This is a genomic window from Rickettsia endosymbiont of Lasioglossum villosulum, from assembly GCF_964026455.1.
Taxonomy (GTDB): Bacteria; Pseudomonadota; Alphaproteobacteria; order Rickettsiales; family Rickettsiaceae; genus Rickettsia.
The window spans coordinates 652,951-679,504 of the sequence record NZ_OZ032152.1 but is presented as its reverse complement, the minus strand read 5'-3'; the positions used below and the strand labels follow the sequence as shown (position 1 = coordinate 679,504).

Genomic DNA, 26,554 nt, shown 5'->3' with positions numbered 1-26,554 from the left:
TTAGTTAATTTATTTCGGCTAAAAATTATAAACTCGCTTCAACGAGTTATTCTTCTTCTTGAATACATTATACACAAAATATCGTACTATGTCAAGCAGGAATATTAATTTTTTAATAAATAGTTAATGTTACTTATATTTATAGGGATTATTAGACAAAACTTGAATAGTTATTGCGAAGAAATTATAAAATAATTAACGAAGCAACCTCAGGCATTTTATATTGTTTTATAAGATTGCCGACTTTCTTACAGAAGTTTGTAGTCATTTAAGTTATCTAGATCTTTCATCTTGTTTACTTTTATTAGATATAGATTTATTAGGAGTAGTAGGTACTGAAATAGAGCTTGATGTGTTTATCATACTTCCTCTATTCATAGCTTTTTGCATTTCTTTTGTTTTAGCAAAACTCCTTGTTGGATTGCTTAAAACTTGTTTAATATCAGCACTTTGAGAACTTTTTTCTCTATTCATAGATTTTTGCATTTCTTTTGTTTTGGCAAAATTACTTGTTGGGCTGTTTAAAACTTGCTTAATATTAGCACTTTGAGAACTTGGACTTTGAACACTAGGAGTTTGAGAGCTAATAATGCTAGAAAGTCTCTTATTCAATATTTCATCTATTTTATTGTTTAGATATACTTCTTGATCTTTTCCGGTAACCATGGTGTAAATTTTTTCAGCAAATCCAAGTTTGATTTTACTTGTTTCATTTATCGTATTTACCAATGTATCTTTATGCTGGGTTAAATTTTTGGTATCTAATTTAGATAAAGCTTTTTCAAATTGCTCAAGCTGAGTATCGGTAAGATCAGGATTTTGTGCCTTAACGTTATCCATTAATTTTTCTGTCGCTATTAACTTATCATTGGCTTTTTCAAGTTTATCATTTAATGAGTTTTTAAAATTTGCTATATTTTCTGGAGTTAGTTTGGAATTATCTAAAGTGGTTATTTCATAATCATAACCATCTTGATTAAAATTAAATTTAGGATTACCAAAAGCTTTTTCTACTTCAGGTCTAATTATTTGATATGTTAATTTTGATCTAAGTTGTTCATTACCTTTCATGATTTTTTCATAAAGCTCTTCAGGTATTTTTACTTCATTAGATATTTGATTAGTAAGTATTTTATTGGCTTCTTTATCTAATGGTATATATTGATCATTTTTCAATTCTTTAAAATCCAAAGATTCATTTATAATTTCATATTCAACACGATTTTTTACTGCTGCCTTCACTTTTTCATTAGTTGAAAACTTTTCTCTAAATTCTTTATCATAATTATTTATTCTTTCTTTTATTGCAGGAAATTCTTCAAAATCTTTTCCATCAGAAACCGCTGGAAGAACGCCTTTTTCTACTAAATACTCCCTCAAATCTGTTAAAGTTGCTTTAAGGCTTATTACCGCATTTACCCCTCCAGTTTTACTTTGCTGATTCTTTTCCGTTTCTATTGTTGCGTTTAATTCCTTTTGAAACTCTTCATCCTTTACGTCGATTGGTTTTTTGTTAGCTTTAACTTTATTTGCAAATTGAGCTGCTGCAAAATTTTCTAAATTTTTTATATCTTTTTCAACATATTCTAATCTTTCTAAGATAATTTTTTCTTTTTGTTCCTTAGTAAGTGTATTTCCTTTTCCATCACTATCTTTTGACATATCAAAATTCCTTATTAAGTTTATTTAATTAAATCATTATTTAAAAATGCTAACAAGTTAATTAAAATTAATTTAGGTTAAAGTATATTATAAATATAAAATTATTACCTAAATGATACTATTGAATATTGACAATTTACTTAATATATACCAAACTGCGTGGTTTAATGGCTTTTGAAATTAATAATATGACTTTTATAGAAGAATTTATAAATAAAGGATATTTCCACCAATGTACCGATTTAGAGCGGTTAACCAGTATAACAAAAGAAAGTAAGATCGCAGCTTATATCGGCTTTGACTGCACTGCAACATCGCTACATATTGGTAGTTTAATGCAGATAATGATATTGCGACTACTTCAAAAGCATGGGCATAAGCCAATAGTGATTATTGGCGGTGGTACGAGTAAAATCGGTGATCCTACTTGGAAAAATGAGGCACGTAAAATTTTAAGCAAGGAAGATATAGCTAAAAATGCGGAAGGCATCAAAAAATCTCTGTCTAAATTCATCAAGTTCGGTGACGGTGAAAGTGATGCTATTATGCTCGATAATGCGGAGTGGTTAGACTCACTTCATTATCTAGATTTCCTAAGAGATTTTGGCAGCCATTTCTCGGTAAACCGTATGCTTACTATGGATTCGGTAAAGCTTAGACTAGAGCGGGAGCAGCATTTGAGCTTTTTAGAATTTAACTATATGTTGCTGCAAGCCTATGATTTTTACTATTTAAGCAAACATTATAATTGTAGTCTGCAACTTGGTGGTAGTGATCAATGGGGTAATATCGTAATGGGGGCGGATTTAACTCGCAAAATAAGTAGCAAAGAAGTGTTTGGTATGACAACGCCGTTACTTACAACTGCTTCAGGTGCTAAAATGGGTAAGACGGCTGCAGGTGCTGTATGGCTTAATGAAGATCTGCTAAGCCCTTATGATTATTACCAATATTGGCGTAACTGTGAAGATGCTGACGTGGTTAGATTTGCTAAATTATATAGTGAGCTAACAAGTGAAGAGCTTACAGCATTTGAAAATTTAGCAAGTACGGATATTAATGCCGCTAAAAAGCAGCTTGCTTATGAATTGACTAAACTTTGTCATGGAGAGCAAGAAGCCAATACCGCTTTAGAGACTTCAGTAAAAATATTTGAACAAGGACAAATTGACGAAAATTTAACCACCATAGTTCTAGAGCCGGAAATGTTACAAGCAGGCATTACTGCGTTTGAACTATTTCATGAAGCTGGGCTTGCTACCTCTAAATCTGAAGCACGTAAGCTTATAAGAGGAAAAGGAGCTAAAGTAAATGATCAGCTTATAGAAGACGAGAATATGATAATTAATACTACTTTCTTACTTGATAATAAGGTTATTAAACTCTCTGCCGGTAAAAAAAGACATATATTAGTTAAGGTTTAGAAAAAGGTCATTCTCGCATAGATTGAGAGTCATCATTACGAGGAAATTACGAAGTAATTGATGAAGCAATCTCAGGATGTTTAATGAGATTGCCACGCTCCTTACAGTCGCGTAGCTCATGACGATTTGGTATCCACGCAATAAAGCCTATGCAGAAATGATATATGGCTCTAGTTAGCAAGCAACTAGATGGCACTTTACATAACTATACTTTCATGTCCCATTAAATGCATCACATCTTCAGCAGTAACTTCAGATAACCCAGAATATACCATACCCTTAGGCATAGCTAATTTTTTATTTCCAGAAGAAAAGGATATTTTACAAATATCATAACAGCTTATTATTCTATCATTAACAACCATATCTTCTAATGATTCAACTTTAGTATATGATATATACTTATCCGTCATATCCTGTGTTTTTATATTTGGTTTTTAAAACTTCTAACAAATGTGAATAACTAAACTTATCCTTAAAATTAAATATAATCATATCCCCTTTCTCATTATTTAATAAAAAGTTAATTATTTAATATAGTATCAATTTTTTAATTAATAATCAAATATAATTTTGAAAAATATTTCAAAACTTAACAATAATTATATCAATACTTAATAATAATATAAGTTGCAAAAATACACTACTATTCTACTAAAATTAAATTCAACTATTAATTTATTTTGATGATGCATCAAATAATCTTATTATCAATTTTATTTAAAAAACAATTAATAATTATGAAAGATAAACAAAATGAAGCTTGGGAAGTTACAGGAGTTGATACACTTAGCAAGGCAAAAGATTTAAGTAATGAAAAAACAGATACAGAAATTCCTACTATTATTAAAAATTCAGAAAATTCCGCTAGAACAACTGCTGAACATATAATACTAACAGGTACAAATGATTTAACAAGTGTAGCTAGCTTACCGGCAACACGTATAGCTAAATATGCTTCTCTTGCTATTATAAACACTAACCTGCAAATAGAAAAAGAAGCGGATTTAAAACCTACTTTTGAAAAATTACATCCCTACATATTAGAATATAGTAACAGCAAGGAATTTGAAGAAAAGGTAAATAAGGTAACTATAGACTCAAAATCTCAAGCCGAAGCTTTAGCTTCTAAAGTTATTAATAATACCGATACAACAACATTAAATAAAGAAGAACTAGACGCAAAAAATTTATATGAAACTATAAACACAAATTATTCCAAATTACCTAAAGAATCACACTCAAAATCACCAGAACAATATTTGGAAAAAATATTATTTGATAAAACTAGAATGAAAGCTTTAGAAGATACAATAATATCTGATCTAGAACCAAAATTAGTAAAAGAAGCAGAAAGTCAAGGATTTAAAAAATTAACTGAACATTCAAAAGATAGAACTACTTATTGTTTTTATGGGGCACCAGCATCCGGAAAAGGGACATCTGTAGCAATGCGTAGATCAGAAGCAATCAAGGGGAAGGAAAAAATTGGGCTGATATAGTAAAAATTAACACTGATAGTCATAGAGATTTTATAGATGATAGCTCACCTACTAGTAAAATTGAGAATAGATCAGCTCTTAATCATGCAGAAGCAGGATTTATTTCTAATATGTCATATCGTTTATATGAGAAAAAAGTTAACGACAATAAAGCTCCTGATATGCTAGTTGATACTATAATGCCTAATCAATATATACTTGATATGGCAGTTAAAAATGGAGGAAAAACTTTAATTGATGTTATCTCAATTCCGACAGAAAAATGTGTAGAAAGAGCATATGAACGAGGAAAAGAAGAACAACGATTTGTACCAACTGATTATATTATCAATGCAAATATTAATGTCCCAAAGAATTTTCATGATATTATGTCTAAGAATATTGGAAAAGATATTGAATATAAAATAGTAGACAATGATGTGGAAAGAGGTAAAAAACCGATATTAATAGAACAAGGTAATCTTAAAGAAAAAACAGTAGAGATACACAATAAAACTAGGTTAGATGAATTTTTACGTAAACAAAACTTAAATCCTAAAGCACAAAACCCACAGGAATTATATAGCGAAGATTATCATAAAAAAACTCCGACTTATAAATTTAATGATAGTAATTTAGGTATAAAAGTAAGCTATACAAAAGTTACAGATGAAGCTCAAATGATTGGATCACAGTTAGGGAATCAATTACAATCTAATAACTCTAATCCATTGCCAAATACTAATAAAAATGTTATAATAAAGAAAAATAATCAAATAGGTAGGTAATAATATGTCCAAGAAACCAAACAATAAAGATAACAACTTTTTATCACCTGAAGAACTTGCTTTTGCTGAAGAATATGATAAGCATCATGATAATACTGTTGTACATACTAATGATGATGCACAAGCTTGGGCAAAAAAATTGTTAGGTGAGTCTAATAACACTACTACTAATAACCCTACAGACAAAGCTTAATAGCTTAATTTTTATGCAAGGCATTAAAGATCATTTTCGCAAGTGATTTACTAATGCCTTTTACTTTAGAAAGCTCATCTAGCGTCGCATCTGATACTGCTTTATATGAACCAAAATAATGCAATAATGCCTTTTTACGTGTATCCCCTATTCCCTCTATTTCATCAAGGCTTGAGACTTTTATAGCACGTGAACTACTAAGTCTATGATTCTTTATTGCAAAATTATGAGCTTCATCCCGTAGGATTTGTAAATATTTCATGAGCGGTAAATTCTTGTTCAAGGTAAATACTTCTCTACCTACCATATGAAACTGCTCAAGACCAGCATTTCTATCAGGACCTTTTGACATACAAACAAACGGAATATCCATTTGAAGCTTGTTCATCACTTCTTTAACAATTCCTAAATGTCCTTTCCCCCCATCAATAATCATCAAGCTTGGCAACCTATGCGGCTCTTGTTTTAATCGTGTAAGCCTTCTGGTAAGGACTTGTCTTAGCATTTCATAGTCATCACCTACAGCGTCATACCGTGGCTTGTCCACGGTATCCAAAAAACAACTAACACCATCATTGTTTGTTGATTTACTGGATCCCGTGATCGAGTCACGGGATGACAACGAAAAAACCCGATATTCTTTTTTATCAAAACCGGATTTACCAGCAACTATCATAACCCCGACGGCAAACTTACCTTGAATATGGCTATTATCGTAAACCTCAATTCTCTCAGGAATTTCAGGAAGATTAAATAACTCTTTAACCTCAAACATAAGTTCTTGATTTTTAGTAAATTTCTTTAAATATTGCTCAAGTGAAAATAAAGCATTTTCCTCAGCATTTTGAACTAATTTAAGCTTACCGCCGCTAGCAGGAATTGTAATGCTAAGCTTAGCAAAATCATTAATACTCCTAATCGCTTCTATGATATTATCTTTATCATCAATTTCGTGATTGATAATAATTTCCGGAGGCACTTGTTGCTTTTGATAAAATTGCAGTAAAAAATGCCTTAACACTTCTTCTTTAGTACTATTTTCAGTAGAAGTAGGGAAATACGGAATATTACCGCAAGCTTGCCCTATTCTATATAAAAATACCTCTACGCAATAATGCCCATTCTTTTCTACAATAGCAATTATATCTGCATCTTTAACAATATCCGTAATACCAGCTTTAAGCTGTACATAACTCAATGCCTTAATACGATCTCTGATGTCTGCCGCTTCTTCAAAACGCATCTGCTCGCTTAACTCTTCCATTTTCTTCGATAGATTTTCTTGGAGTTCTTTACTGCGTCCTTGCAAGAAATCTTTAACCTGCCCTACTAGCTCTGCATAATCCTTTTTATTAATCTTACCAACACATGGAGCATAACAACGCTTGATTTCATATTGTAGGCAAGGACGAATACGTGAATTGAAGTAATTATCTGTGCAGGAACGTAGTTTAAAGATTTTTTGTAGTTCTAATAAAGTAGTGTTAACTTCGGTTGCTGAAGCAAACGGACCAAAAAACTTCCCATCATTTAAGGCTCTGCCTCGGTATTTTAGCAATTGCGGGAAATCATGATCTAAACGTAATTTGATGAAAGGGAAAGATTTATCGTCTTTAAGAAGAATATTGAATTTCGGTTGAAATTTTTTGATTAGCTGAGCTTCTAAAAGCAGTGCTTCGACTTCAGAATTAGTAATGCTATACTCTAACGAGCAAGTATTTGCAACCATCCGAAGCATTTTAGTATCTAAATCTGTTTTAATGTAATTAGTAAGACGCTTTTTTAGGTTTTTAGCTTTACCGACATAAATGACTTGTTTATTAGCGTCAAACATCCGATAGACCCCTGAACGCTCAGGGATATCTATAAGCTTGGACTTAATTAACTCATTTCCGGTAAGTTCCATAGTCATATATTATATGTCATTCCCGTGTAGGCTTGCCCGCGTGGATCAAAAACACTCTTGGTGTCATCTAATTGCTTGATCACAGTATCCAAAAAATAATAAAAAATACTAATATTATTAGTATTTTTTTACTAGATTGCTTAGTCGAAACTTACAGTTTCTTCTCGCAATGACGGGAACTAAGTTATAACTGTTTTTTCTCTTGAATCAGCTCAAATACCTCGACTGTATCGCCCTCTCTGATATCTTCGTAATTCTCAAATGCGATACCACACTCATAGCCTTCTCTGACTTCTTTAACTTCTTCTTTAAAGCGTTTTAAAGTTTTCAGCTTACCCTCATGAATTACTATATTATCACGTAATAAGCGTACTCCTGCTCCTTTCTTAATAATACCTCTAGTGACATAAGAACCAGCGATTTTACCAATCTTGGTAATGTTAAATATCTGCCTAATTTCTACTGATCCAATATATTGTTCTCTGATAATCGGATCAAGCATTCCGCTCATAATTGCTTTCACGTCATCTAATAGATCGTATATTATGCTGTAATATCTAATTTCAACTTTTTCTTTCTCTGCAGCAGTTTTTGCGTTTGCACCTGCTCTAACATTAAAACCAACAATGATAGCTGAAGAAGCATGAGCAAGTGATACATCCGATTCTGTTATAGGACCTACACCACTGTGAAGAATGCGGAGCTTAACTTCATCATTTGGTAATTTTAATAAACTACCAGCAATAGCTTCAACTGACCCGTGAACATCACCTTTAATAATTAAAGGTAATTCTTTAATTTTACTACTACCAGAAGCTTTTAAGAATAAATCTTCTAGACTTGAACGTGGTGCTATAGATATTTTCTTTTCTTTAGCAACTCGCTCCCTATATTCTGCTATGTCTTTTGCTTGCTTTTCAGTTTGTACTACGTTAAACATATCACCGGCATGAGGAACATGACTCAAGCCCTGAATTTCTATTGGAACGGATGGGGTAGCTTCTAAAACTTCTATTCCTTTATCGTTGGTCATTTTTTTGACTTTACCATACGCAGTTCCAGCTATTATAATATCGCCACTTTTTAAAGTACCACGCTGAACTAGCATGGTTGTTAACGCACCTCTTCCTTTTTCGATTTTTGATTCGATCACGACACCGCTAGCTGATCCGAATGGACTTGCTTTTAAATTTTGCATTTCTGCAATTAATAAAATAGCTTCTTCAAGCTTGTCTAAATTAATTTTTTTAAGTGCCGAGATCGGAATAACCATAACATCACCACCAGCTTCCTCGCCGATAATTTCATACATATAGAGTTCGTTTTTTACACGCTCAATATCAATATCAGGCTTATCTATCTTATTAATGGCAACTATTATAGGAACATTTGCTGCTTTTGCATGGTTAATCGCTTCAACAGTTTGCGGCTTAATTCCGTCATCTGCTGCAACTACTATGATAACTATATCAGTGACACCTGCCCCTCTTGAACGCATTTCTGAGAAAGCTTCATGACCAGGAGTATCAATAAATGTAATAGCTCTACCATCAGCAAGCGTTACTCTATAAGCACCGATATGCTGGGTAATTCCCCCTGTCTCACCGGATGCTACATCTGTAGATTTCAGAGCATCAAGTAGAGAAGTTTTTCCGTGGTCAACATGCCCCATAACTGTAACAACTGGTGCACGTGATCTTAAATCTTCTTCTTTATCATTGGTAATTAAGATATTTTCAACATCCGATTCTTGGACTCTTTTGACAGCATGACCTAGATGTGTGGCTACTAATTCTGCAGTATCTGCATCAATTGTTTGACTAGCATTAACAAGGATGCCAAGCTTCATTAACTCTTTAATAACATCAGATACACGCTCAGACATTGCATTTGCAAAATCACCAACACCAATAACTTCAGGTAGCGTTATTTCTCTATATACTTTTTCAGGGGCTTGTACTAATGATTTACGCTTTTCTTTTTCTCTTGCTCTTTTTATAGAAGCAAGACTTCTAGTTCTAGTTCTATTGTCGTTTTCATCGTCACCAACCATATTAAAGAGGTCAGTCTTTTTAAACTTTCTTGATTCTTCAACTTTAGGTTTTGGTGCAATCACCTTATTTTCGGTTACTTTATCTACATCTTTTTCCGATTCTATACCATAACGAGTTCTAGTTCCTACTAACGGAGATTTTACAAAAATATCCTCTTTCTTTTTAGGAGTTTGAAGTGCAGACTCCTCAGTATCTTTTACTTCTTCTATTTTTGTCTCTTCTTTAACTTTGTTAGTATCGCTGCTTTCTTCTTGCTCAACTTCTATAGGATCTTCTTGTGAAGCAATAGATTGATTAATACTTGCAAGTTTACTTAAAGTACTTATTTGTGGATTATCATTTAATTTTGATTGTTCTGCAGCTTTTTTTAGAATAGATAAGCGTCTGTTAAATTCTTCACTACCACTACTTGAACCAGTTTCTAAACTACCTTTCTCTTTATTTAATGAAAGGGTAGTAGTAGAACCACTAGAGCTTTTTCTAACCTCTACTAATGTTTTCGACTTAGCATTAACAAAATTTTGAGTACTCGCAAGAGAGTCAAAAGACTTGTTAAGTGACAATTTCGTATTGCTAAGTGTCAACTTTTTGGGTTTGTTTTCCTGGTTATCCGTCATATTTAAACCTTTGTGTTTAGTAATAGAACCCTTTGCTAGAGTAATATGGTGCCTTAACTGGAGACCGTCATTGCGAGGAGCGTAGCGACAAAGCAATCTCAGGACATTCTCACGAGATTGCCACGCCACTTTCAGTGGCTCGCAATGACAAATATGACACCAAAATTTTTTTATTCTTCTTTTAGCTCGCTATGTTGTTTAGCCGTCTTAATTAATAATTTAATATTTTCATCTGTTATATTAGAATTTGGAGCTAAATTTTTAAATTCATTTACGCTCATTTCACCTAAATCTTCTATGGTCTTAATACCATATTCAGCAAATTTTAGTATTAATTCAGGTTGTATTTCTAATATGTCTATTAATTCTTGTTCGACTCCAAGCTCTTCAAGTTCTTTAACAATCTTTTCATTTTTGAGATTAACATAATTAATAGCTCTATTTCTAATCTCTACAGCAAGCTCCTCTTCAAAACCTTCAATATTCATTAAAGCATTAACATCACTATTTGCAATTTGTTCTACTGTATTAAATCCACTAACTGATAAAAGCTGCCCGATTACTTCTTCAACGTCTAAAGCTTCCATAAATAATTCTGTAGAAGTTACGAACTCTTCATTTCTTCGTTTTGACTCTTGCTCTTCAGTCATTATATCGATATTCCATCCTGCAAGTTTAGCAGCAAGTCTTACATTTTGTCCTCTTCTACCTATTGCAAGGCTTTGATTCTCTTGTGAAACTACTACCTCTACTTTTCTTTTATCTTCATCAATAAGAATTTTTAAAATTTCAGCAGGTGCAAGAGCATTGATTATAAACTGTGCAACATCCCTATTCCATAATATTATATCAATTTTTTCTCCATTTAGCTCATTTGTTATAGCTTTTACCCTATTGCCTCTAATACCAACACATGAACCTATCGGGTCTACACTACTATCTGAAGCAAATACAGCTATTTTGGCTTTTGAACCGGCATCACGTGCTACTGCTTTTATTTCGATCATTCCCTCATAAATTTCTGTAACTTCTAACTCAAATAGTTTAGCAAGCATCCTATCATCTGCTCTAGATAAAAAGATTTGTGGACCTTTTGTTTCGTGTCTTACATCTTGTACATATGCTTTAACACGATCACCAACTTTAAAATTTTCACCTTTAATCTGTTGTTCTCTCTTTATTATTGCCTCAGCACGGTTAAGGTCAACTATTATATCACCATATTCTATTCTTTTGACAACACCATTTATAACTTCACCTTTTCTATCTTTGAAATCATGATATTGTTTTTCACGCTCTGCTTCTATAACACGTTGTGTTATGACTTGTTTTGCGGCTTGAGCTGCTACTCTCGCATGATCAATAGAAGGCAAATATTCATATATTTCACCATCAATTTTAGCTTCAGGATCTTTTTGTAAAGCTTCGGTAAGTGAAATTTGTGTTAAATAATCTTCTACATTTTCTACTACTTTAAGCACTCTTAAAAGATTTATTTCACCTGTCTTTCTATTTATTTGTGCTTTGATATTATATTCATTGCCATATTTTTTTCGCCCTGCTACTTGCACTGCTTGTTCTACAGTTGATATCAAAACTTCTTTTGATATTCCTTTCTCACGAGCTACAGAATCTATAATTTGTAAAATTTCTATGTTACCTATATTAGACATATATTACATTACCTTGTATTACTTTTATTCTCAGAACCTAATAATTTTTTAAACATTTCTTCTGTTAAAACTAGGTTAGCACTTTTAATTAAATCGTAATTAATTATTACTTCTTGGTTTTCCCATTTTAAATATACTTTATCGTCTTTAGCCTCAATTATCGTACCTTGATAACGGCTTCTACCATTTAACAACTCTTTAAGCTTAATTTTAACTTCTCGTCCTACAAATCTTTTATAATTTTCAAATTTTACTAATGGACGTTCAACACCACTTGATGAAACCTCTAAATAATATGCCTCTTCTATCAAATCTTCAACATCTAAAATAGCCGAAATAGTATTGCTTGCTTTAGTGCAATCTTCTACCGTTACTTTTTGATCATCAAGCCTATCTATTAATATCTCGACTACTTTAGAGCTTAGACCTTTAACACGTACAAGAACTACTTCAAACCCCATATCTTTTAAGGTTTCTTGTATCAAATCTGTTATTTGTTGTTCAATAGTTTGCATTCTTTGGCTTTTATAACAAAAAAGGCGGGATAACCCACCTTTTTTTAATTCCAATATTGTATCCCTTAAAAAGGCAGAATACACTAGTTCATATATATAAGCAATATTTATTTAACAATAAAAAGAACTATATGTTTAATGAAACGGACAGACACCTATTAATGCTGAATCAAGAATTTCTGGTATCGAACCGAATCCCTCTACATGAATATTAACGTCTTCAACACCCCATCCCTTTAATGTCTGCTGTATAGCAGTACTAAAAGAGCTAGAAGTACAAACTTCATAATGGCTATCATAATTTTCTAAAATATCGCTTAAAGATTCTTTAGTCATTCTACCACTATAATGAGTATAATGTTTATGATGAGAAACGTTAATATTATATGATTTTGCAACATTAATTACTTCATCTAATTGAAATGTATCACTATTTTCACTTTTAGTAGAATGAATAACATGGATGGATTGTGGGAACGGAATATCCTTTTTATTTATTATAGAAATAGAATGGCTTTCTCCTGATCCACTACTAATAAGGACAAGGTCTTTTGTAGTTTCTATATCTGACTCAATATATGAGGGCTGCACTTTTACTAGCTGATTTTTATCATTAAATAGGTAATTTGTTACAGTTCCATTAGGATTTTTCTTTATCAAACATTCATAATAATGCCCCTCATTATCATGACCAGTTTTCATAACTGTAAATTCACTATAATTGCTTCCCACTTTAATAGTAATAATTTGTCCGTGTTTATGAGGTGTTACTTCCTGCTCATTCTGTCTATAAAATTTTATTTTTGCTGTATCTCCATCAGCGTTTTTCATTTCGATTTTTATTTTATGCTCTTCAAAATTTTCTATTTTGTATTCTTTCAACTCATTATATTGCTTTTCTTCAGTTTTTACAAAATATGCTCCTACTTCATTTAATATTTCTTTTACTAGCTCATTACCATTTCCTACATTTAATATAAGCTTTTCAGCAACGGGTGGATATAGATGTGCAGGAATATTACGCCCTACATGTATGCCAACAATTTTTGCTATCGCTTCATTAAATTTATTATCATTATCTAAAGCTGATTGTATAACTTCTGAAATATTTACTTCATCTGTTTCATTATATGAATCTAAAACTTTTAAAATAGCATTTCCAGTAAGGTTTAAAAAATTTTTCATTAAATTTGGTTGCGTTCCTTTTTCTGGTTCTTTCAAATTGAAGCTACTACTATTAAAATATTCATCTACCACAACTTTATAATTAGCTACCAAACTCCCATAAAAATTTAATGATTTAGTAATATCAAAATTTTTAAATAACTTAGCAGCATCTTTTATTTCTTTTGCTGTAATTACTTTAGACATAGTCACTCCTTGTTTACAATTATTAATATGTTATAATATGTATTTCAAATACATATTATAACATATAGACTTATATAAATGTTTTTTTGTATATTCAAGATAAAAAATAAAATTTTTATGCAGTTAACAAGTTTTACAGATTATGGATTACGTAGTCTTATATATCTTGCATCTAAACAGGAGAAAATTTGTAGTATAAAAGAAATAGCAGAATACTATAATATTTCGCTTAATCATTTAGTAAAGGTAATACACAAATTAGCACAATTAGGATATATAACTAGTAGTAAAGGAAAAGGAGGTGGAATTAGATTAGCATCTAACCCCTCTTCTATAAAACTTGGAGATATAATAGAGAAGTTAGAGCCTAATATGGATATAGTAGAGTGTTTTAATAAGGATACTAATCAATGTAGAATCACTAATTCGTGCCAATTTAAACATTTTATTAAGGAGGCAAGCAATGCATTTATAAAAACACTTAATAATTATACATTAGAGGATGCAATTAATAATAAATTGATTTAAAGTGTCTTTTTTCTCTGCCCTACTATTAAAAATTCTTTATTTCCTTTAGCTCCAAGTATCGGGCTTTCTACAATACCGAATATCTCAAAATTATGTTCTTCTTCAAGCCAAGCTTTAATTTTATTGCACACTTTTTGATGGAGTAACGGATTTTTAATAATTCCCCCCTCCTCTACCTCCTGCTTTTCGACTTCAAATTGCGGCTTAATTAGAGCTATAAGCAAACAATTTTTCTTAGCTAAAGCAAATGAAGCAGGCAGAATAGTGGTTAAGCTAATAAAGCTTGCATCACAAACTATCAAATCAGGCTGAGTAGTTATTTGTTTTTCGGTTAAATATCGTGCATTAGTTTTCTCAAGTACTATAATTTGTGGATTGTCACGCAATCTATGATGCAGCTCGCCATAACCAACATCTACAGCAAAAACTAACTTTGCACCTTGCTCCAATAAAACTTCCGTAAAACCGCCAGTACTGCTTCCAAGATCAATGCAAACCATACCGCTAGGGTTAATCTTGAAATGATCTAAAGCCTTAATTAACTTTAATGCTCCTCTTGAAACATAATTATGCTTCGGCAATTTTACCTTAATATCCTTATCATTTACATTAACTTGAGTTCCGGCTTTGGTTAATTGCTCATGTTTATTATGCACTTTACCCTGCATAATTAGACTTTGTGCTATTTGGATACTTGGGGCAAAACCTTTTTGCAGTAAAAATTCATCAAGTCTTATTTTAGTCATTGTAAATTGAGTAATACTTGATTTTGTAGTTTAAACAATTCTGAAACACCAGCTTTTGCAAGTTTTAACATTTCTAAAAATTGCTCTTCAGAAAAAGGTTCTTTCTCTGCCGTTCCTTGAATTTCAATTAAGTTTCCATTACCTGCAAACACAAAATTACTATCTACTTCAGCGTCACTATCTTCTAAATAATCCAAATCTAATATAGGTTGACCTTTATATATACCGCAAGAAACGGCAGCAACTTGGTTAATTAATGGATTTACTTTCAGAATTCTTTTCTTCATTAATGATCTAATAGCTAAATGCAAAGCTACATAACTCCCTGTTATAGCGGCAGTTCTAGTACCTCCATCGGCATTAATCACATCACAATCTATGGTAATTTGTCGCTCACCAAGTTTTTGTAAGTCAATTATCGAACGCATCGCCCTCCCAATTAAACGCTGTATTTCTTGCGTTCTACCTGACTGCTTACCTTGCACCGCTTCCCTTTTATTACGCTGAGCTGTAGAACCCGGGAGCATGCTATATTCTGCGGTAATCCATCCTCTGTTCTGGTTACGTAAAAATGGCGGTACTGTCGTATCATAACTTGCACTACACATAACATGAGTGTTGCCTATTTTAATAAGACATGAGCCTTCTGCGTTAATAAGAGGAGATAATTCTAATGAAATAGGACGTAATTGATTGCTTTTTCTGCCTGACTGCCTCATAATATAATATTTATACCTCTAATAGATGAAGAATAGATAGACAAAGTTTTATTTGGAAAAGATTTTAAATAAAACAAGTATACCCCATTGAAAATTTTAGATTTTTTATTATATCTTATACTATAAGTAAATCAATAATAGTTATACGATGACGGACAATAATATAGAAAACAAAGAAGAAGCAATAAATAATATTGCTGAAGAGGTAGAAAATACTGAAACTAATTCAGAAATAGCAGACTTAAAAGCCCAAATAGAAGAGCTAAAAGATAAGCTAATTAGAGCAAGTGCTGAAATAGATAATACAAGAAAGCGTTTAGAAAAAGCACGTGATGATGCAAGAGATTATGCGATTACTACATTTGCTAAAGAACTTTTAAACGTTAGCGATAATCTATCTAGAGCATTAGAGCATAAACCACTAGATGCTTCAGTAGAAGTAACGAATATTATTGCTGGTGTTCAGATGACTAAAGATGAACTAGATAAAGTATTTCATAAGCATCATATAGAAGAAATAAAGCCAGAAATAGGATCATCATTTGATTATAATTTGCATAATGCAATTTCTCAAATAGAGCATCCTGATCATGAACCTAATAGTGTTATTAATATAATGCAAGTTGGTTATAAAATTAAAGATAGGTTATTAAGACCTGCGACTGTTCAAGTAACAAAAAAGTAGATATACTAGATGAACTTGAAAAATTGGATACGTCGTCTTATAAGATCTGCGGTGCTCACGTATTAAGTAACTGCTGCCGCTCCTTGCCTTATAGACCGATTACTCTTTTCCAAGTTGATCTTCGTATACACAACTCTTCATTTATTAGGAGTATATATATGAATAAAAGCGCTATATTTTGGCTTCTTTTTATAGGAATTTTTATAAGCGGTTTTATGCTAATTTCAGAAGCAATAAGACCATTTTTTATTGCTTTTATAATTTCTTATTTACTACAACCTGCTATAGAATTTGTTGCGTCAAAATTTAAACTATCAAATAAAATTTCATCTATTGTAGTTTACTTGATATTTTTAAGTATATTTTTTACTGCACTTACTCTTTTAGTACCGGTAATTTATGGGCAGGTTTCTACTTTTGTTAATAATATCCCTAAATATAAGGATTATTTTCAAGCAGAAATATTACCGCCTATAATGACAAAAATTTATGCTGTAGAACCTAATATCGCTGATAAGATACGGGATTCTTTAAGTAATTTCATAAATAGTATATTCACTATACTTGGCAGCCTTGCTAATAATTTTTGGCACTATACTCTCATTACAATTAATATATTTGTCTTGTTTTTACTTATACCTATAATATTATTTTATTTCTTACGTGATTGGATGAGAATTATCGAAAATATGAAATCATTATTACCGCTAAAAAGCAGGCATAAAATCCTTGGAATATTATCCTCTATCAATAGCCAGCTTGCTGCTTATATAAGAGGTCAGCTAAATATCTGTTTAATGTTATCGATTTATTATAGCATCTCATTTAGTGTAATAGGCATTGATCTTGCTCTTTTACTTGGAATCTTAACAGGTTTTTTAGTTATTATTCCTTTTATCGGCACTTTTATCTCTTTTCTTCTAACTCTAACTGTCGGATATTTAACCTTTGGTGCAACCACAAAACTGTTTTATATAATAGTGGTCTATTTAATCGGAAATATTTGTGAGTCATATATTCTAACACCTAAAATTATTGGTGATAAAATAGGTTTACATCCTCTTTGGATTATATTCTCAATTTTTGCCTGCGGTAGCTTATTCGGCTTTATTGGAATATTTTTCGCTATACCAATAGCCGGCGTCACGAAGATTTTACTTTTTAATATAATTAAATTCTATAAATCTAGTAGATTTTACCGCTTGGAGGGGTAAGTATTTTAACTGTCATTTTTATTAGATAAATTAAGTAATTTTTGATCAAAAGTAAGTAACAGTATATTTAAAAACTTTGCTTTAGCTAACAATATACAATCAACTATATGAATGTTATGCCTACTGTAATATTCTAAAGCAGCTAAATAATATTCCTTTTCACAATGAATGCCTTTATAGGCAAGTAAGCCTGATAAATTAGTAAATATCTCACTACGTGAAACTTTATAAACAGAAGATAAAACAAATACTATTTCAGTAAATGTGGTTTGCTCTAATATTAAAATAATTTGTCCTGTTTTGACTTTTTCAAATATTTCTTTTGCTTTATCAAACATATTTTGATCATTAGCAACTAAATATCTTACAATAAAATTTGTATCACATATATATTTCATATTATTTTCTTACGTTTTCTCTCCAAGCTTTATCTCTCATCTCTTCAAAAGAAGCTTCTGTATTTTTTTTATATTTTGCAAAAACACCTCCTACATCTAAAACAGGAGATAAGATAACCTGATGATTATCATTAACTTCTACAGCAATAACAGTGCTACTTAGAATATCTCTGGCTTTTTTTGGTAAAACGATTTGTCCTTTAGAGGTAATGGTTAAAGTATTGATATACATGTTAATAACTTATAATTATTTGATATGACTTACTATATAATATTATTATACCAAACTTAATAAATAAGAAAAACTAAAAAAGTAATATTAATCAAATATTTTTACACTGACGATTATTACTTATATATTTGTTGCTATTTTTTCCAAGTACTCATATCAAATTTAATAAAACCCCTTATAGAAAAAAGGCTCAAATAAACTAATGGTGTGCAGCAGATGGTAAAAAATAATTTCCATATTTGCTCGACAGGAAAGATATTAAACATTGCCATAAAACTAATCACGATAGTAGTATCGATAAATAATGAGATACAAGTACTAACATTACTTCTTAACCACAAATATTTTCCTTTAGTTAATTTGCGTATCCATAAATATAAATTAACATCAATTGCTTGAGCAATATAACATGCGATAATAGATGCAAGGAATGCTACACTATAATAACTAAATACTTTATTAAATGTTTCATCATTGATTTTTGACCAATTAGTAGCCGGCAAATAACTTACAAACATTATAATTATAGTAACTAGGACATTCATACATATTGCTAATCTAATACAAAAATTAGCTTTTTCTTTTCCATATAGCTCAGTAATTATATCAGTAATTAAAAATGTTAAAGGGTATAATATTGCTCCTGCTGATAACTCAAACTTATAAAACGGTATTTGTAACATAACAAATTTTTGATATATTAAGTTACCAAGTATTATAAGAGTAGAGAATATTATACAAAGCCCTATATAAATTTTTTCGCTATTTGTCATAGTTAGCTATTTATCTCTCTGCTATTATCTATTATTATAAATCGGTGTCATCCCGTGGCTTGACCACGGGATGCATTGTTGCGTGGATCAGTTTTTCCGTCATTGCGAGGAAATTACGAAGTAATTGACGAAGCAATCCAGTTAAAAAATGCTAATTTATAGCATTTTTTATTATTTTTTCTGGATTGCCACGCTCATTTCATTCGCTCGCAATGACGACTCTCGATCTACGCAACAAAGCCTTAAGCGGGGATGACATTACAATAAACTAAACTGTTATAATAAATAATTTACAAAATAATGACAAACACTAAATATTACCCAGAAGTTAGCTCAAATGCTGATTTTGCTACCATAGAAAAAGAAATATTAAAATTTTGGCAAGATAATAATATATTCCAAAAATCTATTGATATTAGAGAGGGCGATGCTGAGTTTATCTTTTACGATGGTCCGCCTTTTGCTAATGGGTTACCGCATTATGGGCACTTACTAACTGGCTTTATTAAAGACGTATATGCTAGATATCAAACGGTTAGAGGTAAGAAAGTAGAGCGTCGTTTCGGTTGGGATTGTCACGGACTACCTGCTGAAATGCAATCTGAAAAGGAACTCGGTATTTCAGGGCGTCTTGCTATTACTAATTTCGGGATAGAAAAGTTTAACTCTCATTGTAGAGATTCGGTAATGAAATATGCCGGTGAGTGGGAGCAATATGTAACACGTCAAGCAAGATGGGTGGATTTTAAGAATTCTTATAAAACAATGGATAAGAATTTTATGGAATCTGTGCTTTGGGCATTCAAAGAGTTATATAATAAAGGATTATTGTACGAATCTATGAGGGTTATGCCATATTCTTGGGCATGCGAAACTCCGCTTTCTAACTTTGAAACAAGACTTGATAATTCATATAGAGAGCGAGCAGATAAAGCTGTAACAGTTAGTTTTGTACTGAACGACAAAATACCTCATGGTGATTATAAGGAGTATCGTGTTTTAGCTTGGACGACTACCCCTTGGACATTACCGTCAAATCTAGCCTTAGCAGTTGGCAGTGATATTAATTATGCGTTAGTTCCTAAAGGCGATGTCTGTTATATCATAGCTGCCTCATCTGTTTCTAAATACGCTAAAGAATTAGAGCTAAAAGGCGATGAGCAATTCACGATAATTAAAGGCTCAGAGCTTCAAGGATTAAGCTATAAGCCGCTATTTGACTATTTCAAAAATCATCCGAATAGCTTTAGGATATTTGCCGGCGATTTTGTTGTTGAGGGAGACGGCACAGGAGTAGTACATATGGCTCCTGGGTTTGGTGAAGATGACCAAATACTTTGTGAATCGAAAGGCATAAAGCTCGTTTGCCCCGTGGATAATAGTGGTAAGTTCACCAAAGAAATACCTGATTTAGAGGGCTTACAAGTATTTGATGCAAACGATAAAATAATAATCAAGCTGAAAGAGCAAGGGAATTGGCTAAAAACCGAGCAATATATTCACAATTATCCGCATTGCTGGCGAACCGATACGCCTCTTATATACAAGGCTGTTCCGTCATGGTACGTAAAAGTTACCGAATTTAAAGACAGAATGGTAGAGCTAAATCAGCAAATTAATTGGATACCGACGCATGTTAAAGATAATTTATTCGGTAAATGGCTTGAGAATGCTAGAGATTGGTCAATAAGCCGTAATAGATTCTGGGGAACACCTTTGCCGGTATGGAAGTCTGACGATCCAAAATATCCACGCATAGATGTTTACGGCTCTATAGAAGAGCTAGAAACAGATTTTGGTGTTAAAATTACTGATTTACATCGTCCATTTATTGATGAGTTAACGCGGACCAATCCCGACGATCCAACCGGTAAATCAACAATGCGTAGAATAGAAGACGTATTTGACTGTTGGTTTGAAAGCGGCTCGATGCCTTACGGGCAAGCACACTACCCTTTTGAAAATAAGCAGTGGTTTGAGGATCACTTTCCGGCAGATTTCATAGTTGAATATTCCGCACAAACACGTGGCTGGTTCTATACTTTAATGGTGTTATCTACTGCCCTATTCGATCGTCCACCATTTTTAAATTGTATATGCCACGGGGTGATTTTAGATGCTACGGGTCAAAAGCTTTCAAAGCGTCTAAATAACTATGCCGATCCGCTGGAGCTATTCGATAAATATGGCTCAGATGCCTTAAGGGTAACAATGCTTTCTTCCAATGTTGTTAAAGGGCAAGAGCTACTGATTGATAAAGACGGCAAAATGGTATTTGATACGCTTCGTTTGTTTATCAAGCCTATCTGGAATGCTTACCATTTCTTCACGATGTATGCTAATGCCGATCATATTAAAGGCGAGCAGGAGTTTAACTCGGACAATGTGCTTGATATATATATATTATCCAAGCTCAAAATAGCGGTAGAAAAGATTAAAGAAAGTTTAGACAATTTTGATACTCAAATAGCTTATCATGCTGTTTCAGAATTTTTTGAAGTGCTAAATAACTGGTATATTAGACGAAGCAGAGCTAGGTTTTGGAAAAGCGAAAAAGATCTAGACAAGCAAAATGCTTATAACACGCTATATACGTGCTTGGAGACTATGTCCATTGCGATGTCATCACTCGTGCCACTTATCTCGGAAGCGATATATTTGGGGCTAACGAATAGGGTCATACCGCGACTTGATCGCGGTATCTCAGGAGAAAAAGCTATGGCTCAAGATCCCGTGGTCAAGCCACGGGATGACAAGTCAATAGTGGCTCGCAATGACATAAAAAGTGTCCATCTTTGCAACTATCCTGATCTTTCAAAATTTGAAATAAACAGCGAGCTAGTGGATACTATGGATACTGTACTAGATATTTGCAGTCATAGCCTATTCATCAGAAGTAGCGAAAACGCACGTGTAAGACAACCACTTAGCAGTATAACTATTATTAGCAAAAATAACGATAAACTAAAAGATTTTGAAGATTTAATTAAAGATGAAATTAATGTTAAATCAGTAATTTATCGTGATGATTTAGAAAATTATGCAGTTAAAAAATTATCGATTAATTTCCCGCTACTCGGTAAGCGTCTGCCAGCTAAAATGAAAGATATTATAGCTGCCTCTAAAAAGAACGAGTGGGAAGTAACCTCTGACGGCTTGAGGATCTGTAATGAGACCTTAAATAGCGATGAATATAAACTAATCTTAGAACCTCATTCGCATATTAAAGGGGCTAGCAGCTTTGCCCATAATAGCAGTCTGCTAATACTTGATTTAGAGCTGACCTCTGAGTTAATAGACGAAGGAATAGCTAGAGATATTGTGCGGTCTATACAACAAGCTCGAAAAAATGCCGATTTTGCTATAACAGATAGGATTTTGATTGATATAAATTTGCCTAGAATAACTGATATTTACGGTGAGTTTATTAAAGAGCAAACCTTAAGTGAATTTGCTAAAGATTTTATTCCTGATCATATTAGTGAAATCGAGCTAGAAAACCACAAACTACAACTAAAGATTAAGAAAGTAAACTAATAGTTAATTCTTTGATATTTAGTTAATATTTTATATTGATAATTTACCTTAATTACTTTATAGTACGCCCGCTATAAATTAATTAAGGTAAATTATCATGAAAAAATCCTCCTCTTTAGCTCTAGGAAATTTTTTTAAAACTAAAAAACAAATTTTAAAAGCCGATATTCAAAAACTTATAAAAACCAATCAAATCAACTATGTTGATCCTAAACATGGAACAGCATTAAATAGAGCGATTAAGCTAAAAGATGAAAAAATAATAACAGAGTTATTAGCAAAAAAAGTTGATATAAATGAAGCTATTTATTTTGCAATAGGTCATGAATATACCCTAGAAGAAATTAAAACATTAATTTCCTTATCTTCATCAGAACTTCCTGATGAGTATCTTTATAAAGCAGTTCATAAAGGTCGTTTAGATTTAGTTCAATATTTTATTGAAGAAAAAAATTTTGATGTTAATACTACAATTAATAATCCTTTACATGGAGGGGCTATATTAAGTATTGCCACCATGCAAGAACATATTGACGTAATAAATTATCTCCTAAAAAATGGTGCTATCGCATCTCAAGGTGTTATATCCGCAATACTAAAAGGTAATGTAGAAATTTTAGAAAAGCTATTCAAATATGGTGCAACAGCTCACGATGGTTATTCAGAAGATCTTGTTGCTTTATTAGTAAATGCTGCGATTCCAGCCAATGATCCTACTTATTCCGACAGTTCATTTTCTGAAACAAAAAAAGACTTATCTAATTATGTAGAAACACTTAAATTTTTATTAGAGCATGGCGGTAATCCTAATGCTGAAATTCTAGAAAGAGGTAAAGTAGTTTTTATAGCATTATTTGCACATATAGCTGAACCAAAAAATGATACATATAAAGCTATATGCAAACTATTAATTCAATATGAAGCTGATACTTCAAAATTTAAAAGTTATACAGAAGCTATAAATAAACTGAAAGAAGAGATAATAGAAGATATGAAAGTAATTAATAAAAGTGATTTTAAAGATGAGGGGTATATTTCGGATTCTGCTGAAACTAATCAACCATCTAAAAAAGGTTCTAAATTAGTGGATACTTCTTCTAAATCTGTATTCTTTTCTCTTGAAGAAATTATTGAGAAAAATCCTACTACTTTAGGTGGGGACGTTGAAGATATAGTTTAATGTTATTTTTATGGGATATTGACTATAAATATTGTACTAGAAAATACTAAGATGGAACGGTAGTAATAGAAGATGAAAACCGTAATATAATTAAAACTTATAAGGAATGATAAAAATTTAGCAAGTGTCATAGAAGTTAGAGATATTAATCCTTTTAAATAAACATCATCACATGTAGGGATATAATGCTATAGCGGCTGGGGTGAGTGGATTTGCGTCTGGAGTGGTGATAAGAGCTGCAAATAATGGTGGGAATATTTTAAAGGGAGTAAAGGAATCTACTAGCAAAAAGGCTTTAAGATCGCTAGGCAAGGATATGCTAGCAGCTGGTGTTATAACGGGAGTAATGAACGGCACAGGTTTTGGGGATGTAGCAGAGAAAGCAAAAGATGTAGGCGTAACTGGTCGTAATCAGGCAATCTTTGAGAGAATGATGCTGCGAACCGGTGTTAATACAGCGATTAAGGGCGGCAGTCTTCGTGATAATTTCATGGGTGAGGTGCTGCGTGGGGCTTTAGCAGTCGGTCAAGGCTATATCGGGGACATAGGACAGCGATATGGTCTAAGTGAAGAAAGAGCAGCCAAAGTAATGATGCATTCGGCACTTGGTGGGACGTACGCCTTAGCGAGCAAGGGTAATGTTGCTATAGGTATGCTCGCTGGTGGTATGGGTGAGGCTTTAAGCGGTCTTACCTCTTCCCCAGCTCATAAGTTTTCTGGCACTGGCGAAAGCGGCACTGGCTTATCTAATTGGAACGACACTATAGTCGCAGCTACCGCGATGCTCGCCGGTGCATCCGCCTCCGACATGCAAATGGCAACTAGCATCTCCTCTTCGGTGGTGGAGTATAATGCTGCTCTGCATTTATTCCAGCAACAAGCATTAATGACGCAAGCTTTATTGTCTACCTCCACAGCTGTAATTGGTGACAGAGAAAAAGTTGATGCCGAGCCATTATTGCCGGATATTTCTTTGCCTAGTATTTCCGATGTTCCAATAGTTCTTTCGAATATGTTCAATAGTTTAGCAGAGAAACTAAACTCATTAGGAATTATTGATAACGAAACCGCTTCTTCTGCCAAAATCGGAACTATTATATCTCTACTTGCTACTAATAATTTACAAATTGGAGCAGATAGTGCTATTTTAGAGAAAAGTAAACATGGTAATAAGGGAAATAATAATAGTAAAGCCAATCCTCAATCTCAAGAAAAGGCTGTTGCTGCTTCTGGCTCAATGAAACCTGACTTCGAACCGGACAAAGATAAGAATCAGAAAGAAAAACAATTAGCTAAGGATGGAAAAAAATATGAAATTAAAGATAATAATGTTACTGGTCGTAAAGTTCTTGAAAGCCTTGATAAAACTGCAAGAGAATTTGTATCAGAACATAGAAAAGGAAGTATTAGAGAAGAATTTCCAGGAGAATATTGGGATAAAACATTAAGAGAAATTTTAAATGATGCAAATAATAGAGTAGACGCAGCAAGAACTGCTAAAAAATTATTAATAAAAAAAGATTTTTTAAAATGATAGAAAAAAACCAATTAGTAATAAGATTCATAGATATAATTAATAAGGAGTTTGGTGATGATACTTTTTCTGTAGTAGATGATTGGGACGATTTTAATTCTATTGGGTTTAAAAGAAATAATAAATTAATTTACATTTGTATTTATGATAAGGATGATTACTTTTATGAATGTGAGGTATTATCTAATGTTTCTGATAAACCAGCTCAAGCTGTAGGTCGTGCTAGTGTAAACACAAAAAAGGAACTAGTAGAAATAATGAGTAAATTTTTCGAAATAGAGAGAAAAAATTCTAACAAAAAACTTTAAAATCAAAACCATCTTATTTTTATTTTCTACTAATAGTTTACAAACTGGATCAGATAATGCTATTTTAGAGAATAGTAAATATTTGATTTAGGAAAGTGATGCACCGAATAGTTAATTTAATAAAATTAATACTTAATAAAAAGCTAAAATTAATATTAAAAAGTCTTTTTCAAAGAATGCTAGTTATAAATCTAGGCAAAGCGGCTGTAAAGACAACAGAAAGGCTAACAGAAAACATTGTTAATAGTTATAGTAAATGTGATGCTAATCTTGAGTATTTAGAAAACGAGTTCAAAGAAATAGAAAATATTTTTAATGATATTATGAGGAACTTAGGGCTTAAACAGAATCCTAAATATCTTGCAGTAAATGATAATTCTAAACGTGCGAGACTAAAACTAATCGAAACTCCGCAAATACCAAAGAAGTAGGTTTTTGGTTAAGGTCTGCTTGGGTGAGTATGTTGGAGGCAAGGCAGGGCAAGCAGAATGTAAATATTGGTGAGATAAAGAGAGAAAGTAAGAACTGGGATCGTAAGACACGTACATTAACCCCTCAAGCTCAAGTGGTAATAGGGACAGCAGTAACGGCAGCAACCGCCGGAGTAGGTAGTACGATTGGTGCAGTTGGAGCAGGCGTAAGTAGTGCTATAGCGGCTGGGGTGAGTGGATTTGCGTCTGGAGTGGTGATAGGAGCTGCAAATAATGGTGGGAATATTTTAAAGGGAGTAAAGGAATCTACTAGCAAAAAGGCTTTAAGATCGCTAGGCAAGGATATGCTAGCGGCTGGTGTTACGACTGGGATAATGAACGGTACTGGCTTTGGTAATGTGGCGGAGAAGGCAAGGCTTGGCGGGGTGGTTGGTCGTAATCAGGCGATCTTTGAGAGGAGGATGCTGCGAACCGGTGTTAAACTAAATACAGAAAATAATAAAAAATACTAATATAAAAAGCTTAGGTTATCTCGCTTTATGCTGAATCCCGTGAATAAATCACGGGATGACGAAGAAAAAACTA

Annotated in this window: 25 protein-coding genes; 13 read left to right on the top strand and 12 right to left on the bottom strand. The window is 32.5% G+C overall.

The genetic code is table 11. The features are described 5' to 3' along the window. Positions 1–273: 273 nt before the first annotated feature. The gene (locus AAGD49_RS03350) at positions 274–1,662 is read right to left on the bottom strand and encodes a hypothetical protein (RefSeq protein ID WP_341789131.1); all 1,389 of its coding nucleotides are present in this window, start codon (positions 1,660–1,662) and stop codon (positions 274–276) included. A 188-nt stretch (positions 1,663–1,850) separates the two neighbouring features. On the opposite strand from AAGD49_RS03350, the gene tyrS reads away from it, so the two are divergent. Further along, entirely contained in the window at positions 1,851–3,086 is a 1,236-nt protein-coding gene (gene tyrS, locus AAGD49_RS03345) for a tyrosine--tRNA ligase (protein ID WP_341789130.1), read from the top strand. Between the two features lie 197 nt (positions 3,087–3,283). On the opposite strand, the gene AAGD49_RS03340 is transcribed toward tyrS, so the two are convergent. Beyond that, positions 3,284–3,499, bottom strand: a complete 216-nt coding sequence (locus AAGD49_RS03340; protein WP_341789129.1) for a hypothetical protein — start codon at positions 3,497–3,499, stop codon at positions 3,284–3,286. A gap of 327 nt (positions 3,500–3,826) precedes the next feature. Between AAGD49_RS03340 and AAGD49_RS03335 the strand changes: the two genes are divergently transcribed. The 3 genes from AAGD49_RS03335 to AAGD49_RS03325 all read left to right on the top strand — a co-directional run bounded on the left by AAGD49_RS03335 (position 3,827) and on the right by AAGD49_RS03325 (position 5,548). Next, on the top strand, positions 3,827–4,588 hold the full coding sequence (locus AAGD49_RS03335; protein WP_341789128.1) for a hypothetical protein: 762 nt from the start codon (positions 3,827–3,829) through the stop codon (positions 4,586–4,588). 110 nt (positions 4,589–4,698) lie between these two features. Then, positions 4,699–5,355: a hypothetical protein gene (locus AAGD49_RS03330; RefSeq protein ID WP_341789127.1), complete on the top strand. Its 657-nt coding sequence runs from the start codon at positions 4,699–4,701 to the stop codon at positions 5,353–5,355. Between the two features lie 4 nt (positions 5,356–5,359). Further along, a complete protein-coding gene (locus AAGD49_RS03325) occupies positions 5,360–5,548 on the top strand; it encodes a hypothetical protein (protein WP_341789126.1) in 189 nt (62 codons plus the stop codon). Positions 5,549–5,552: 4 nt separating this feature from the next. Here AAGD49_RS03325 and uvrC read toward each other — a convergent pair whose 3' ends face one another. From uvrC to AAGD49_RS03300, 5 genes are all read right to left on the bottom strand, one after another. Then, entirely contained in the window at positions 5,553–7,460 is a 1,908-nt protein-coding gene (gene uvrC, locus AAGD49_RS03320) for an excinuclease ABC subunit UvrC (protein WP_341789125.1), read from the bottom strand. A 178-nt stretch (positions 7,461–7,638) separates the two neighbouring features. Next, positions 7,639–10,125: a translation initiation factor IF-2 gene (gene infB, locus AAGD49_RS03315; RefSeq protein ID WP_341789124.1), complete on the bottom strand. Its 2,487-nt coding sequence runs from the start codon at positions 10,123–10,125 to the stop codon at positions 7,639–7,641. Positions 10,126–10,295: 170 nt separating this feature from the next. Then, positions 10,296–11,798: a transcription termination factor NusA gene (nusA, locus tag AAGD49_RS03310; protein WP_341789123.1), complete on the bottom strand. Its 1,503-nt coding sequence runs from the start codon at positions 11,796–11,798 to the stop codon at positions 10,296–10,298. An 8-nt stretch (positions 11,799–11,806) separates the two neighbouring features. Beyond that, positions 11,807–12,313, bottom strand: a complete 507-nt coding sequence (gene rimP, locus AAGD49_RS03305; RefSeq protein WP_341789218.1) for a ribosome maturation factor RimP — start codon at positions 12,311–12,313, stop codon at positions 11,807–11,809. Positions 12,314–12,448: 135 nt separating this feature from the next. Further along, a complete protein-coding gene (locus AAGD49_RS03300) occupies positions 12,449–13,684 on the bottom strand; it encodes an FAD-dependent oxidoreductase (protein ID WP_341789122.1) in 1,236 nt (411 codons plus the stop codon). 117 nt (positions 13,685–13,801) lie between these two features. On the opposite strand from AAGD49_RS03300, the gene AAGD49_RS03295 reads away from it, so the two are divergent. Further along, positions 13,802–14,212 carry an Rrf2 family transcriptional regulator gene (locus AAGD49_RS03295; RefSeq protein ID WP_341789121.1) on the top strand — a complete coding sequence of 137 codons (411 nt, stop codon included), beginning with the start codon at positions 13,802–13,804 and terminating at the stop codon, positions 14,210–14,212. On the opposite strand, the gene AAGD49_RS03290 is transcribed toward AAGD49_RS03295, so the two are convergent. After that, a complete protein-coding gene (locus AAGD49_RS03290; RefSeq protein ID WP_341789120.1) occupies positions 14,209–14,958 on the bottom strand; it encodes a TlyA family RNA methyltransferase in 750 nt (249 codons plus the stop codon). The genes AAGD49_RS03295 and AAGD49_RS03290 overlap by 4 nt on opposite strands. Continuing rightward, positions 14,955–15,677, bottom strand: a complete 723-nt coding sequence (gene rph / locus AAGD49_RS03285; RefSeq protein ID WP_341789119.1) for a ribonuclease PH — start codon at positions 15,675–15,677, stop codon at positions 14,955–14,957. Before rph ends, AAGD49_RS03290 begins: the two co-directional genes overlap by 4 nt. 148 nt (positions 15,678–15,825) lie before the next feature. On the opposite strand from rph, the gene grpE reads away from it, so the two are divergent. Then, positions 15,826–16,362 carry a nucleotide exchange factor GrpE gene (gene grpE / locus AAGD49_RS03280; RefSeq protein ID WP_341789118.1) on the top strand — a complete coding sequence of 179 codons (537 nt, stop codon included), beginning with the start codon at positions 15,826–15,828 and terminating at the stop codon, positions 16,360–16,362. A gap of 158 nt (positions 16,363–16,520) precedes the next feature. After that, positions 16,521–17,576, top strand: a complete 1,056-nt coding sequence (locus AAGD49_RS03275; RefSeq protein ID WP_341789117.1) for an AI-2E family transporter — start codon at positions 16,521–16,523, stop codon at positions 17,574–17,576. A gap of 5 nt (positions 17,577–17,581) precedes the next feature. On the opposite strand, the gene AAGD49_RS03270 is transcribed toward AAGD49_RS03275, so the two are convergent. From AAGD49_RS03270 to AAGD49_RS03260, 3 genes are all read right to left on the bottom strand, one after another. Further along, complete coding sequence (locus AAGD49_RS03270; RefSeq protein WP_341789116.1) at positions 17,582–17,974, bottom strand: PIN domain-containing protein; 393 nt, start codon at positions 17,972–17,974, stop codon at positions 17,582–17,584. 1 nt (position 17,975) lies between these two features. Continuing rightward, positions 17,976–18,206 carry an AbrB/MazE/SpoVT family DNA-binding domain-containing protein gene (locus tag AAGD49_RS03265; RefSeq protein WP_341789115.1) on the bottom strand — a complete coding sequence of 77 codons (231 nt, stop codon included), beginning with the start codon at positions 18,204–18,206 and terminating at the stop codon, positions 17,976–17,978. A gap of 134 nt (positions 18,207–18,340) precedes the next feature. Beyond that, positions 18,341–18,979 (bottom strand): queuosine precursor transporter, encoded by a 639-nt coding sequence (locus AAGD49_RS03260; protein ID WP_341789114.1) that lies wholly within the window; start codon positions 18,977–18,979, stop codon positions 18,341–18,343. Between the two features lie 300 nt (positions 18,980–19,279). Between AAGD49_RS03260 and ileS the strand changes: the two genes are divergently transcribed. The 6 genes from ileS to AAGD49_RS03230 all read left to right on the top strand — a co-directional run bounded on the left by ileS (position 19,280) and on the right by AAGD49_RS03230 (position 26,481). Continuing rightward, entirely contained in the window at positions 19,280–22,516 is a 3,237-nt protein-coding gene (ileS, locus tag AAGD49_RS03255) for an isoleucine--tRNA ligase (protein ID WP_341789113.1), read from the top strand. A gap of 97 nt (positions 22,517–22,613) precedes the next feature. Next, complete coding sequence (locus AAGD49_RS03250) at positions 22,614–23,696, top strand: ankyrin repeat domain-containing protein (RefSeq protein ID WP_341789112.1); 1,083 nt, start codon at positions 22,614–22,616, stop codon at positions 23,694–23,696. Between the two features lie 202 nt (positions 23,697–23,898). Further along, positions 23,899–25,230 carry a DUF637 domain-containing protein gene (locus tag AAGD49_RS03245; RefSeq protein WP_341789111.1) on the top strand — a complete coding sequence of 444 codons (1,332 nt, stop codon included), beginning with the start codon at positions 23,899–23,901 and terminating at the stop codon, positions 25,228–25,230. Next, positions 25,227–25,538: a hypothetical protein gene (locus AAGD49_RS03240; RefSeq protein WP_341789110.1), complete on the top strand. Its 312-nt coding sequence runs from the start codon at positions 25,227–25,229 to the stop codon at positions 25,536–25,538. The genes AAGD49_RS03245 and AAGD49_RS03240 overlap by 4 nt, the downstream gene beginning before the upstream one ends. A 98-nt stretch (positions 25,539–25,636) precedes the next feature. Further along, a complete protein-coding gene (locus AAGD49_RS03235) occupies positions 25,637–25,969 on the top strand; it encodes a hypothetical protein (RefSeq protein WP_341789109.1) in 333 nt (110 codons plus the stop codon). 29 nt (positions 25,970–25,998) lie between these two features. Then, complete coding sequence (locus AAGD49_RS03230; RefSeq protein ID WP_341789108.1) at positions 25,999–26,481, top strand: DUF637 domain-containing protein; 483 nt, start codon at positions 25,999–26,001, stop codon at positions 26,479–26,481. Positions 26,482–26,554 lie beyond the last annotated feature (73 nt).